Below are 13114 nucleotides of genomic sequence, written 5' to 3'. Positions count from 1 at the left end.
AAAAGTAATTTTACACCCCACAAGGGGGAATGTGCGCCGCCGCAAAACTCATTGAAAATCGAAGGCACTGAGACCGGTCACCATCTCGTCCAGACCGAGCGGTCTCGTGACCGGAGGCTCGGCGCGCGAGAGGCAACCCTGCCTTTCGCAGAGCCGGCAGGCGGTGCCGGCAAGCACCGTTCCGACGGCCCCCGGCAGTGCCTCGCCATAGACGGTGTCGCCGCCGCTCGACAGATCGCAGCCGAGAAGAATTGCCGTACGGCGGATACGCTCGCCGAATCCCGATTGCGGACCTTCGAGCGTGCGCGACACCGTTAGGAATGCGGCGCCATCCGGCATCTCGACCCGATCGACGAGAACCTGTCCCGGCTGAAGGAAGGCGGCATGAAGGCCGAGCTTCGGACAGAGCCCGCCGAAACGGGCCTGCGGGAACCCCTGCGCACCGGCGCGGCGGATGGCGTTACCGGCGTGATCGACTTCCATCAGGAAAAACGGAATGCCCGGCGTGCCGGTCCGGGCAAGCGACGTGAGCCGGTTGGCGGCCTGCTCAAACGACACGTCGAAACGGGAGCGCAATACGTCGAGGTCGTATCGGGCACGCTGGGCCGCCGTGAGAAAAGCCCCATAAGGCATCATCAGCGCATGAGCGGCATAACGGGCGAGCTCGAAGCGGCCGATGCGTCGCGCCTCGTTGGTGGAGAGGTTTAGATCATCGAGTTCGGCGGCGATCTCCTGGCCCAATGCAAGCAGCGCCACTTCCATGGCAAGCTCGCGCGTCCGGTCGAAGGGCGAGAGCCGTTCTGACAGAAACAGCCGCATGGAATGGCGGTCGTAGCGCCGGCGCAGGTTCGGCATGGCATGAACCGGCAGCGTACGCACCACGATGCCGTGCTCGTTCTTCGCCCAGGCCTTCAAGGCACCAGGCAGTTCGTCGCCGGTCCCTAGCCTAGCGACGAAGGTTTCGGCCGCATCCTCGATACGCGCGAAAAAGTTGGGGCGGCGCTGCAGTGTCTCGCGCACCTCGTCGATCGGCAGGCGCGTGCCGGCGATCGAGGTCTCGTGACCCTCGCGGGCCAGCAGATCGGAAAGATCCGAAAGCCGGGCCGCTTGCTCGCGATAAGCGCGATAGAGCTTCATCAGCCCCAGCGCCGCGTTGGGGGCGGCTTCCGCCACCTCGATGATTTCCTGATCCCCCGGGATCTCGCCCGCCAGCAGCGGATCGGCGAACACCTCGCGCAGCCGCCCCGCAAGGCCGCCACCTTCCCCCTGCAGCGTATCGAGATCGACCTTGTAGACTGAGGCAAGCTTCAAGAGGAGCTGGACCGTGAGCGGCCGCTGGTTGCGCTCGATGAGGTTGAGATAGGAGGGCGAAATGCCGAGCGCTTCGGCCATGGCCGTCTGGGTGAGCCCAAGCCCCAATCGCACCCGCCGTACCCGCGGGCCGGCAAAAATCTTTCGCTCCGCCACTTTTGTCACCGCTTTTACAAAATCGGCCAGCCCGCCGCATTTACCATTGTAACATCTTCACAGAACCCTTTGTGAAAGACAAGACAACTTAACCCCTTTCATACCCGCATTTTTGTATCTTTTCTGGCAGTGCAGCATTCTTTTCTGTAAATTCAGTCACATCAGAAGCGCCATATCTTGGCTCGCCGATTTACATAGGAGGAAAGCAATGACAGATTTTTACACGCTGGTTCCAGGCGCTCAAAAAGGGCGTTTCGAGGGTGTCGAACGCCCTTACTCCGCCGAGGACGTGAAGCGGCTGCGCGGTTCGGCCGAGATCCGTTATTCGCTTGCCGAGATGGGCGCCAACCGGCTGTGGTCGCTGCTGCACCGCGAAGACTTCGTCAACGCGCTCGGCGCGATGACCGGCAACCAGGCAATGCAGCAGGTCCGCGCCGGGCTGAAGGCAATCTACCTCTCCGGGTGGCAGGTCGCGGCCGATGCCAATACCGCATCCGCCATGTATCCGGACCAGTCGCTCTATCCGGCCAATGCGGCACCGGAACTGGCGCGGCGCATCAACCGCACCCTGCAACGTGCCGACCAGATTGAGACCGCCGAAGGCAAGGGTCTTTCGGTCGAGACCTGGTTCGCGCCGATCGTTGCGGATGCGGAAGCCGGGTTCGGCGGGCCGCTCAACGCCTTCGAGATCATGAAGGCATTCATCGAGGCGGGCGCCGCCGGCGTCCATTACGAAGACCAGCTCGCATCGGAAAAGAAGTGCGGCCATCTCGGCGGCAAGGTGCTGATCCCGACCGCCGCACATATTCGCAACCTGACGGCCGCGCGGCTTGCCGCCGACGTCATGGGCACGCCGACGCTGGTCATCGCCCGCACCGATGCAGAAGCGGCCAAGCTGCTCACCTCGGATATCGACGAGCGCGACCAGCCCTTCGTCGACTACGATGCCGGCCGGACAGTGGAGGGCTTCTACCAGGTCACGAACGGGCTCGAACCCTGCATCGCCCGCGCCGTCGCCTATGCGCCCTATTGCGATCTCATCTGGTGCGAAACCTCGAAGCCGGATCTCGAACAGGCCCGTCGGTTTGCGGAAGGGGTCCACAAGGCGCATCCCGGCAAGATGCTCGCCTATAACTGCTCGCCGTCGTTCAACTGGAAAAAGAACCTCGACGACGCGACGATCGCCAAGTTCCAGCGGGAACTGGGTGCGATGGGCTACAAGTTCCAGTTCATCACGCTCGCCGGTTTCCACCAGCTGAATTTTGGCATGTTCGAGCTCGCCCGTGGCTACAAGGACCGCCAGATGGCGGCCTATTCGGAGCTGCAGGAGGCGGAATTCGCCGCCGAGATCAACGGTTATACCGCCACCAAACATCAGCGCGAGGTCGGCACCGGCTATTTCGACGCTGTCTCCGTGGCAATTACCGGCGGACTTTCGTCCACCACCGCAATGAAGGAATCCACGGAGCACGACCAATTCCGGCCGGCTGCGGAATAAGCCTGAACCCCATCACAAGGAGGAGAACCGACATGAACATCCAGACCCACGTCAAGGAACGCGCAGAAGAGCAGTCGACGGCGATGACGCCCGACCAGCAGGCAGCGATCCGCACGCTTGCCAACGATCTGCACCGCCTCAACCATGCAATCATGAAGGCGGTCGAGGCCGGGGTTTCGGTGGAGCTCGTCCGTTCCGCCCGGCACCATGGCGGCGGCGGTCATTGGGGCGACCTGATGATCCCGGTCGTCGTCACCAACCGGATGCAGTGATCGAAAGACAGGTTTAAGGCTGGCGGCCTGCGAAAAGCGGGCCGTGGCCGCGGACGAACTTCACCATCCGATCGACCACCGCGCGGATATCCCGGCGGTGGCGATCGTCGTTGTTCATGACGATCCACTGATTGTGGCGCAGGCTTTCGATCTCTCCTCCGACACGCTCCAGCCGCATGTCCTGATCGCCGACGAAACAGGGCAGGACCGCGGTCCCGGCGCCGCCAAGTGCCAGATCGCGCAGAGAACGCGGGCGGTTGACGGTGACGACCACCTGACCTCCCCGTTCCTGATGCGGCCAGCGCAAATAGGCGGAAATCGCGTCCTCCTCCGCGACCGCAAGCCAGCGTTCGGCAGCCGAGGGATGGGCGTTGCGGGCACGATAGGCCGCATAGGCGACCTCGCCGAGCCTGGTCGCCGCGAGGTTCGGCTCGTCCGGTTCGAACGCGCGGATGCCGATGTCACTTTCCCGATGCGCAAGGCTCGCTCGTCGCTCGGCAATATAGAAATCGAGGCGGAAATCGTCCCGTTCGGTGCGGATGAGCGATAGATTACGCGTGAACATCCAGGCGAGCCAAGTGCCGCAGGCAACCCTTACCAGCGTGGAACCGGCGCCTTCCCGTTTCCAGCTTTCGATGCGCCGGGCAGCGCCTTCCATCTCCAGGATCTGGGCAAACAAGGCAGATCCATCGGCGGTCAGCTGATAGCCGGTACGGCTGCGCAGGAACAGGGGGCGCCCGATCGCCTCTTCGAGATCGAGCATCCGCCGACCAACCGTCGCAGGGCTGAGACCGGTGACGCCCGAGGCCCCGGATAGTCCGCCAAGCCGGGCAACCCGCATGAAAAGCTCGTAGGCATCCCAGTTGACGTTTTTCATCAGTGAAAAGCATAGCGGGAATCTGGCGGTACAAGAAGCAGTTTTTGAGGTTTAATAAAGGAGACGATTTCCACAAACGGAGCAATTCCGATGCATGAGAACATCGTCGCAGCTGCCTTTTCCTATCCCTTCGGAACAAAGTCCATCCGTCGTGATATAGCCGCGGAAAACGATTTTTATGAACGTTACGCCCAGCCCTATCCGAGCTGGTTCGCTGAACTGCTGCGGTTCAGGGGCAGACGTAAAGGCGGCGTCACCCCTACTTTGACACCCGCAAATATTACGCAGCGCGAGAATAACGGGAACGACTGTTCGTATCGATGCGGAACTGCTCTACCAGTTCAAGCAGGGCATCCGCTTCGCTTGCAAGGCGTCGGCTCGCTTCCGTGGTTTCGCCGACCATCGCGCCGTTCTGCTGGGTCATCTGGTCCATGCGGTTGACGGAGTTGTTGATGTCCTGCAATGCGGCCGACTGATCCTGGCTGGCGGTCGCGATCATTTCCACGTGCTGGCTGACGCCGGTGATCTGCTGGCTGATCGCCGCCAGCACTTCGCCCGCCTCCTGCACCAGGCCGGCACCGGAGCCGACCTCCCGGCTCGACTGGGTGATCAGGTCCTTGATTTCCTTGGCGGCACTGGCGGAACGTTGCGCCAGTTCGCGAACTTCCTGCGCCACGACCGCAAAACCCTTGCCGGCCTCGCCGGCCCGGGCCGCCTCGATGCCGGCGTTGAGCGCCAGCAGGTTGGTCTGGAAAGCGATGTCGTCGATCACCTCGATGATCAACTCGATCTTTCCCGAAGCCTCCTCGATGCGTCCCATGGCGCCGACCGCATTGCTCACCACCGTGCCGGAACTGTCGGCACTTTTCTTGGTGAGCGAAACGGCGCGGTTGGCCTCGCGGGCGCGTTCGGCCGAAGAACGGACCGTTGCGGTGATCTCATCAACGGCGGCGGCTGTCTCTTCGAGGGAAGCTGCCTGGGTTTCGGTACGGCGCGAAAGCTCTTCTGAGGAATGGCTGAGATCGGCGCTGCTCTTCTGGATGGAGAGCGTGCTTTGGCGGATGTGAGAAAGCGTATCGCGCAACCGGACGATAGAACCGTTGAAGTCGGTGCGAAGTTGTTCCAGCCGACCGGAGAACTGCGTCTCGATCGTGCTCGACAGATCGCCATCAGCTAGGCGGGCCAAAGCCGCACCCAATTCGCTGACTGCCGTGTCGATCTGACGGTCGACACGTTGTTTTTCGGCATCGTTGCGAAGGCGTTCGGCCTCCGCTTCGGCGCGATCCTCGGCACTGCGGCTTTCCATCTGTTGCTTCTCACGCGCCGCTTCCCGGAAGACTTCCAAGGCGCGGGCGATATTGCCGAATTCGTTGCGGCGTTCAGCATAGGGTATTTCGGTGGCGTCATTGCCTTGGGCAAGCGCATGTACAGTGCCGGTCAGCACGCCGAGCGGCCGGAGCAGCATACGAAGGGCGAACAGGCTTGCAATGCCGACGACGAGGAGAGCGGCGAGCGACGTGCCGATGACGACATAGCCCGCGGTAGCGATATGGGCGAAATAGACTTCCATCGGAATGCCGATGAAAAGCAGACCGGTGACGCCGTTCGAAGCATTGGTGATCGGGAAATAACCCGTCATGAAATCCTTGCCGAACAACACTGCGGGACCGAAATAAGCCTCTCCGCGCGCCAGAAACGGCTGCGCCGGGTGCTCCGCGGCAAGCTTGGTACCGACCGCCCGCTCGCCCTTTTCCGTCTTCACATTAGTCGATATCCGGACATAGTCAGTGCCCTTCTTTTCGAACAGGGTTGCGACGCCGCCGATGGCAGTTGCCGTGCGATCGACCATGTCATGATCTTTCACCGTCCCCTCGCCTTGGCTGACACGGATGACCGCGCCGTCGCGGATCTCGCTTTTGGCGCCATCCAGCTCAAGATCGTAAAGCAGGCTCATGGTGCGTATCGCCTTGCGCGCATCTCCCCTCGCCGTATCCATGATATCGCCGCGCAGGTAGGCATAGGTGAGACCGCCAACGGCCATCACCGCGAGGAAGATCATCAAGAGGCAGAGAAGAACGATCCGCGATACCACGGATGACGGCAGGATTTTGATCATAAAAGGCCAGCTTCCCCACAAAACTATGAACTGACCGAATATCGCTGGCGGAAGTGAAAAATTACTAAATTTGAATGTATTGAATTAAAGAGGCCGCCGAGGTGCGGAGCTGACGCAAACCGTAGGTCGGAAATGCGCAAAACAAGACGCCAGCGCTCCGCGAGCGTGGCTTGAGACCGCCGCCATTCAGGCGCGCGATGAGATCGAAGAGCGGAAGCTCTTAGAAGAAAAGCGTCGGAAGCGCGAGGAGCGCGGCCGTTGCACCGATGGCGATCGCGAGAAAACGCAGGCGAATGAGCTTCTGGTTATCCTGAACCTTAGCGATTGCGATTGCGCGGGCACGGCTGGGTCTCTGCATGGAAACGGCACTCCAAGGCAAGTTGCTCTGGCGCTCCAGCCGCCACCGGCAGGAAGCGCATGCCTGCCTTAAACCACAGGAATTGGCTGGCATTAAGGCAGGATGGGGCGCTCACATTAACAACTGCTGAATCAACCTATACTACAATGCGTCCCCACAAACATGGCCCGAAGCCCAGGCCCATTGGAAATTGTAGCCGCCGAGCCAGCCGGTCACATCCACGCATTCGCCGATGAAATAAAGGCCGGATACTCCCTTTGCCTGCATCGTCTTCGAGTCCAGTTCGGACGTATCGATGCCGCCGAGCGTCACCTCGGCCGTCCGGTAACCTTCGGAGCCGGCGGGTCGGATGGGCCAGATCTGGATCGAGGCGGCCAGGCCCTCGATCGCCTTGTCGGGCAGATCGGCGAGGTGGGCTGTCAGGCCGCGCGCCTCGACGAAGAATTGCGCCAGCCGTTTCGGCAGCACCTCCGCCAGCACCGTCTGCGCCGCCTGGCGACCGTTGACCTTGCGGGCGGTCTTGAGGATCGCTGCGATATCGAGGTCGGGTTCGATGATCAGCGTCACGTCATCCCCTTCGCGCCAATAGGACGAGATCTGCAGGATCGACGGACCGCTCAAACCCCGGTGGGTGAAGAGCAGTGCCTCGCGAAACGCTGTCCTGCCGTGACGGACCTCGGCCGGCACCGAGATGCCGGAAAGCGGCGAGAGCTTTTCGAGCAGGTTCGGGTCGAGCGTCAGGGGCACGAGCGCCGGCCGCGTCTCGACGATCTTCAGGCCAAACTGCCGGGCGATATCGTAGGCAAAACCGGTGGCGCCCATCTTGGGGATCGACTTGCCGCCGGTCGCAACCACCAGGGATGCCGCCTCCACCGGTCCATCGGAGGTGCCGATGCGGAAACCTTCTGGCGTCTTCTCGATCGACGTGACCTGCTTCTGCAGTTCAAGCACCACATTCGCCGCCTTCATCTCGGACAGCAGCATGCGGATAATGTCCTTGGCGCTGTCGTCGCAGAAGAGCTGGCCGAGCGTCTTTTCGTGCCAAGGAATGCCGTGGCGTTCGACCATGTCCAGAAAATCGCGCGGCGTGTACCGGGCGAGCGCCGACTTGGCGAAATGCGGGTTGGCGGAGAGGTAGTTCTTGGCGGTCGCGTGGATATTGGTGAAGTTGCAGCGTCCGCCGCCGGAAATGCGGATCTTTTCGCCCGGCGCCTTGGCGTGGTCTAGCACGAGCACCGAACGGCCGCGCCCGCCTGCGCGGACGGCGCACATCATGCCAGCCCCGCCGGCGCCCAAAACCACCACATCGAATTTCCGCGTCACCGCATGCTCCCTGTTTCGATATCTGCTGTTTTCGATCGGCAACTCAAAGTCAATGGCGTCTCCCCCTCGCCATTCGTCAATCCGTGGTTATGATGGAACATCCGATCAACCTCACCCCGATGTGTCATGCCGCGCAAAAAAAACGCTCCCGCCCTCGCAACCGGCACCGTGGCGAAAGCCGCGACCGCCCAGCCGACGCTCACTTCGCTCAGAGGGGTCGGGGACTGGCGGGAGGCCGCCGCGTGGCTTCGGGCTCGAGGGATAGAGGATATCGAGTGCATCACGCCCGATCTCGCCGGCGTGCCGCGCGGCAAGATGATGCCGTCTTCGAAGTTCACCTCGAATACCTCGCTCGCGCTGCCGTCGGCCCTCTACCGGCACACCATTTCCGGCGAATACCCGGAAGAGACCGGCACCTTCCGCTACGAGCCGCGCGACAGCGATTTGAAGCTGGTGCCGGATCTTTCGACGCTTTCGGTTGTACCCTGGGAAACCGACCCGACCGCACAGGTGATCTGCGACATCGTCGATACCGAAGGCAAGGCGGTTCCCTATACGCCGCGCAACGTGCTGAAGAACATCCTCAAACTCTATGAGGAGCGGGGCTGGAAACCGGTCGTGGCGCCGGAAATCGAATTTTATCTTGTCGCCAAGAACGACGACCCGGACTATCCGCTGCATCCGCCGAAAGGCCGGTCCGGCCGCTCCATCCTCGGCGGCCAGGGTTATTCGATCGCCGGCATCAACGAATTCGACGAGCTGATCGACGACATCTACCATTTCTCGGAAAAGCAGGGCCTCGAGATCGATACGCTGATCCACGAGGAAGGCCCGGCGCAGCTCGAAATCAACCTGCGCCATGGCGATCCTATCGAACTCGCCGACCAGGTGTTCATGTTCAAGCGCACCATCCGCGAGGCGGCCATGAAACACGGCATCTACGCCACGTTCATGGCCAAGCCGATGCAGGGCCAGGCGGGTTCGGCAATGCACATCCACCAGTCGGTGGTCGACATCAAGACCGGCAAGAACGTCTTCTCGAACCCGGATGGCTCCGCTTCGAAGGAATTTTTCCACTTCATCGGCGGCATGCAGACCTATGTGCCGAAGACGCTCGCCATGATGGCGCCCTATGTGAACTCCTACCGCCGCCTGACGCCCGACATGTCGGCGCCGGTCAACAATGCCTGGGGTTACGACAACCGGACCACGGCCTTCCGCGTGCCGGTCTCGGATGCGAATGCCCGCCGCGTGGAAAACCGCCTGCCAAGCTCGGACGCCAATCCCTATCTGGCGCTTGCGGCCTCACTCGGCTGCGGCCTGCTCGGCATCATGAACGCGATCGAGCCGGGACCGCCGACCGAGGATACAGCCAACGAGGGGTCGATCGAACTGCCGCGCGGCCTGCTCGAAGCCGTGTCGCTGCTCGAATCCGATCCGGCGCTTGCCAGCGTCTTCAGCTCGGAATTCATCGGCCTCTATGCGGGCGTCAAGCGCGGCGAATTCGAGACCTTCATGCAGGTTATCAGCCCCTGGGAGCGGGAATTCCTGCTTCTCAACGTGTGAGGGCTGCTCCTTGGATGAATGGCAGAGCCCGATCGCACCGGGGATTTCCTGGTATCAGGCAACAGTCCGCGAGCGGCCGACCTATCCGGCGCTCGACGGATCGAAGACGGTCGATGTGGCGGTCATCGGCGGCGGCTATACCGGCCTGCAGGCAGCCTACAATCTGGCAAAGGCCGGCATCTCCGTCGCACTGATCGAGGCCAGCCGGTTCGGCGACGGCGCCTCCGGCCGCAATGGCGGGCAGATGGGAACCGGACAGCGCTGGTGGCCGGAGGATCTTGAAAAGGAGATCGGCTACGAGCGCTCCAGGGCGCTGTTCGACATGGCCGAAAACGCCAAGCGGCATCTCCTCGACTTTGCCGATATCCACGGCATCGACATGGAGTACATGCCGGGACAGATGAACGTTTCCCACAAACGGGGCCACGAGAAGGATTATCGGGCGACCGCCGAGATCGCCGCGGAGCGTTACGGTTATCCGCACATCTCCTTCATGGATGGCCGGGAGACCGCCGAGCGGCTCGGCACGAAAGATTATTATTGCGGGGTCCGCGATACCGGCACCGGCCATATCCATCCACTGAAGCTGCTGGTCGGACTTGCCGGGGTGGCGCAGGCGGCCGGCGCGCAGATTTTCGAGATGACCCGCGCCACGGGCATCGAAAAAACCAGAAATGGACCGGGCGGCAAGATCCTGGTCCGGACGCCCAAGGGCACGCTGACTGCCGACCGGGTGTTGATCGCCACCAATGCCTATATCGGCGATCTCGAACCGGTTACATCCGCGCATATCATGCCGATCGGCTCCTTCATCGCCGCGACCGCGCCGCTCGACGATTTTCCGGGCGTCCTTCCCGGTGGCGAGGCCGTTGCTGATTCGCGGTTCGTGGTGCGCTATTTCCGCAAGAGCCGGGACAATCGGCTGCTGTTCGGCGGCCGGGAGGTCTATACCTCAAGCAATCCGGCGGACACCGCGACGGCCATCCGCAGGCAGATCGTCGACACCTACCCGGCGCTGAAGGACGTTGAAATCACCCATGCCTGGGGCGGAAATGTCGGGATCACCATGCCGCGCCAGCCTTTCGTGCGCGAAGTCATGCCCGGCGTCACCTCGATCGGCGGTTATTCCGGCCATGGTGTGATGCTGTCAAACTATTGTGGCAAACTTTATGCTGATATGGTCGGCGGCAAGGCGACGGATCTCGACCACCTCGCCGCACTCAAAATTCCCGCCTTCCCAGGCGGGCGTCACATGCGGACCCCACTGCTTTTCCTCGCCCTCACGTGGTTTGCGCTGCGCGACAGGCTCTGACAAGCGGGGGCCGCAACACACTTCGGAAGCCAATTCGGGCTAGCGTTTTTAAATCGATTAGAATAAGTATGCACCCAACCATGCAGGACGAAAGAACAGCGATGAGCAGCCAGATCATCCCAGTTGAACCCTTTGATTGTATCGTGTTCGGCGGTACCGGCGACCTTGCGGAACGCAAGCTCCTTCCGGCCCTCTACCACCGGCAGATCGAGGGGCAGTTCACCGAGCCAACCCGCATCATCGGAGCCTCGCGCAGCGCGCTTTCGCACGAGGATTACCGCAAGTTCGCCCAGGATGCCCTGAAAGAGCATCTGAAGCAGGGCGAATACGACGAAGCGGAAGTCCAGAAATTCCTCCAGCGGATCTATTACATCTCGGTCGATGCAAAGGCCGAAGGAGGCTGGGCGGAACTGAAGAAACTGCTCGACGATGGCAAGGAGCGTATCCGCGTCTTCTATCTGGCCGTGGCGCCGGGTATTTTCGGCCCGATTTCCGAAAAGATCCGTGACCACAAGCTGATCACCAGGTCGACCCGCATCGTCGTCGAAAAGCCGATCGGCCGCGACCTCGCATCGGCGCTGCAGCTCAACGACATGATCGGCAAGGCCTTCCACGAAGACCAGATTTTCCGCATCGACCACTATCTCGGCAAGGAGACGGTGCAGAACCTGATGGCGCTGCGCTTCGCCAACGCGCTTTATGAGCCGCTGTGGAACGCCGACCATATCGACCACGTGCAGATCACGGTCGCCGAAGCCGTCGGCCTCGAAGGCCGCGCCGGTTATTACGACACGGCGGGTGCGCTGCGTGACATGGTGCAGAACCATATCCTGCAGCTCCTCTGCCTTGTCGCCATGGAAGTGCCCTCCTCGATGAATTCGGAATCGGTGCGTGACGAAAAGCTCAAGGTGCTGCGCGCCCTGAAGCCGATCACCGAGGCCAATGTCGAGCAGATGACGGTGCGCGGCCAGTACCGCGCCGGCGCATCCGCGGGCGGTCCGGTCAAGGGTTATCTCGATGAACTCGAAGGCGGCGTTTCCAACACCGAGACCTTCGTCGCCATCAAGGCCGAGATCGGCAACTGGCGCTGGGCCGGCGTTCCCTTCTACATCCGCACCGGCAAGCGGCTTGCAGCCCGCATGTCCGAGATCGTCATCACCTTCAAGCCGATCCCGCACAACATCTTCGACGCAGCTGCCGGGCGCATTTCGGCCAACCAGCTGATCATCCGCCTGCAGCCGGACGAAGGCGTCAAGCAGTCGCTGATGATTAAGGATCCGGGCCCGGGCGGCATGCGCCTGCGCAACGTGTCGCTTGACATGAGCTTTGCGGAAGCCTTCTCGGTGCGCAATCCGGATGCCTACGAGCGCCTGCTCACCGACACGATCCGCTCCAACCAGACGCTGTTCATGCGTCGCGACGAAGTGGAAGCCGCGTGGCGCTGGGTCGATCCGATCCTCAAAGGCTGGGAAGCGGCCGGCCAGCAGGTGCAGGGTTACACCGCCGGCACCTGGGGTCCGAGCCAGGCGATCGCCCTCATCGAGCGCGATGGCCGGACATGGCATGAGGGCTAAGGGTCATGACCACGAACATGCTTGAATTTGCGGATGCCGCCGCCCTCGCCGCCAGCCTGGCGGACGAGGTTGCGGCACATCTTGAAACAGCGATCCGCGACCGGGGCACGGCCTCGATCGCGGTTTCGGGCGGTTCGACGCCGAAGAAGTTCTTCGAGGCACTGGCCACCCGCGATATCGACTGGGGCAAGGTTTCGGTGACGCTGGTCGACGAACGGTTCGTGCCAGCGGACAGCCCGCGTTCCAACCACCTCCTGGTGTCAACGCATCTTCTGAAGGACAAGGCGGCGGCGGCGCATTTCATCCCGCTCTACTATGAGGCGCCATCGATCGATGAAGCGGCCGTGATCGCGACCGAAAAGGCGGCCGGCATCGGCCATCCCTTCGACGTGGCGATCCTCGGTATGGGCGGCGACGGCCACACGGCATCCTTTTTCCCGCATGGGAATAATCTTGCCCGGGCACTCGATCTTTCCGGGCCCCGCGGCGTTCTGACGATGCAGGCGGAAGGTGCCGGCGAAGAGCGACTGACCTTCTCGTTCGCCAGCCTTTCGGATGCCCGTTTCCTGGCGCTGCATATCGAAGGCCAGGGCAAGAAGGACGTGCTCGAAGCGGCAAAGGCCGGCTCCGACGAAACGGACATGCCGATCCGCGCCGTGCTCAATCGAGCCGCTTCGCCGCTGCAGATTTTCTGGGCGCCTTAAAGCGCCGACTTTTCAACGCGAGCAATCCCGGTGGCTTAGGGCCCTCC

The 13114-nt window shown here is 62.0% G+C and carries 11 protein-coding genes; 6 read left to right on the top strand and 5 right to left on the bottom strand.

The features are described from left to right. Positions 1-48 precede the first annotated feature (48 nt). Entirely contained in the window at positions 49-1467 is a 1419-nt protein-coding gene (locus tag MOV61_RS07230; protein ID WP_247136103.1) for a short-chain fatty acyl-CoA regulator family protein, read from the bottom strand. 208 nt (positions 1468-1675) lie between these two features. On the opposite strand from MOV61_RS07230, the gene aceA reads away from it, so the two are divergent. Both aceA and MOV61_RS07220 read left to right on the top strand, forming a co-directional pair. Continuing rightward, the gene (gene aceA / locus MOV61_RS07225) at positions 1676-2965 is read left to right on the top strand and encodes an isocitrate lyase (protein WP_247033487.1); all 1290 of its coding nucleotides are present in this window, start codon (positions 1676-1678) and stop codon (positions 2963-2965) included. A gap of 32 nt (positions 2966-2997) precedes the next feature. Then, positions 2998-3237 carry a hypothetical protein gene (locus MOV61_RS07220; protein ID WP_038539861.1) on the top strand — a complete coding sequence of 80 codons (240 nt, stop codon included), beginning with the start codon at positions 2998-3000 and terminating at the stop codon, positions 3235-3237. A gap of 13 nt (positions 3238-3250) precedes the next feature. Here the strand turns inward: MOV61_RS07220 and MOV61_RS07215 are convergent, their stop codons facing one another. The 4 genes from MOV61_RS07215 to MOV61_RS07200 all read right to left on the bottom strand — a co-directional run bounded on the left by MOV61_RS07215 (position 3251) and on the right by MOV61_RS07200 (position 7911). Then, positions 3251-4114 carry a LysR family transcriptional regulator gene (locus MOV61_RS07215; protein WP_247136102.1) on the bottom strand — a complete coding sequence of 288 codons (864 nt, stop codon included), beginning with the start codon at positions 4112-4114 and terminating at the stop codon, positions 3251-3253. A gap of 280 nt (positions 4115-4394) precedes the next feature. Then, positions 4395-6230 (bottom strand): methyl-accepting chemotaxis protein, encoded by a 1836-nt coding sequence (locus tag MOV61_RS07210; RefSeq protein WP_247136101.1) that lies wholly within the window; start codon positions 6228-6230, stop codon positions 4395-4397. A gap of 220 nt (positions 6231-6450) precedes the next feature. Continuing rightward, positions 6451-6588, bottom strand: coding sequence for a hypothetical protein (locus MOV61_RS07205; RefSeq protein WP_247033482.1), 138 nt, complete (start codon positions 6586-6588; stop codon positions 6451-6453). Positions 6589-6729: 141 nt separating this feature from the next. Next, a complete protein-coding gene (locus tag MOV61_RS07200) occupies positions 6730-7911 on the bottom strand; it encodes an NAD(P)/FAD-dependent oxidoreductase (protein WP_309493792.1) in 1182 nt (393 codons plus the stop codon). 126 nt (positions 7912-8037) lie between these two features. On the opposite strand from MOV61_RS07200, the gene MOV61_RS07195 reads away from it, so the two are divergent. From MOV61_RS07195 to pgl, 4 genes are all read left to right on the top strand, one after another. Further along, a complete protein-coding gene (locus MOV61_RS07195) occupies positions 8038-9477 on the top strand; it encodes a glutamine synthetase family protein (protein WP_038539852.1) in 1440 nt (479 codons plus the stop codon). 10 nt (positions 9478-9487) lie between these two features. Further along, positions 9488-10789, top strand: a complete 1302-nt coding sequence (locus MOV61_RS07190) for an FAD-binding oxidoreductase (protein WP_247136100.1) — start codon at positions 9488-9490, stop codon at positions 10787-10789. Positions 10790-10890: 101 nt separating this feature from the next. Next, a complete protein-coding gene (gene zwf / locus MOV61_RS07185) occupies positions 10891-12363 on the top strand; it encodes a glucose-6-phosphate dehydrogenase (protein ID WP_038539846.1) in 1473 nt (490 codons plus the stop codon). Between the two features lie 5 nt (positions 12364-12368). Further along, positions 12369-13067, top strand: coding sequence for a 6-phosphogluconolactonase (gene pgl / locus MOV61_RS07180; protein ID WP_247136099.1), 699 nt, complete (start codon positions 12369-12371; stop codon positions 13065-13067). Positions 13068-13114: the final 47 nt, after the last annotated feature.

It is taken from the genome of Neorhizobium sp. BETTINA12A (assembly GCF_023006485.1).
GTDB lineage: Bacteria > Pseudomonadota > Alphaproteobacteria > Rhizobiales > Rhizobiaceae > Neorhizobium.
Note: the sequence above shows the minus strand (reverse complement) of the source record. Positions and strands in the feature narration are given on the sequence as shown.

Coding starts and splice junctions, on each gene's coding strand:
- MOV61_RS07210 (WP_247136101.1), bottom strand. CDS start 6,230: ATGATCAAAATCCTGCCGTCATCCGTGGTATCGCGGATCGTTCTTCTC.
- pgl (WP_247136099.1), top strand. CDS start 12,369: ATGACCACGAACATGCTTGAATTTGCGGATGCCGCCGCCCTCGCCGCC.
- zwf (WP_038539846.1), top strand. CDS start 10,891: ATGAGCAGCCAGATCATCCCAGTTGAACCCTTTGATTGTATCGTGTTC.
- aceA (WP_247033487.1), top strand. CDS start 1,676: ATGACAGATTTTTACACGCTGGTTCCAGGCGCTCAAAAAGGGCGTTTC.
- MOV61_RS07195 (WP_038539852.1), top strand. CDS start 8,038: ATGCCGCGCAAAAAAAACGCTCCCGCCCTCGCAACCGGCACCGTGGCG.
- MOV61_RS07205 (WP_247033482.1), bottom strand. CDS start 6,588: ATGCAGAGACCCAGCCGTGCCCGCGCAATCGCAATCGCTAAGGTTCAG.
- MOV61_RS07220 (WP_038539861.1), top strand. CDS start 2,998: ATGAACATCCAGACCCACGTCAAGGAACGCGCAGAAGAGCAGTCGACG.
- MOV61_RS07215 (WP_247136102.1), bottom strand. CDS start 4,114: ATGAAAAACGTCAACTGGGATGCCTACGAGCTTTTCATGCGGGTTGCC.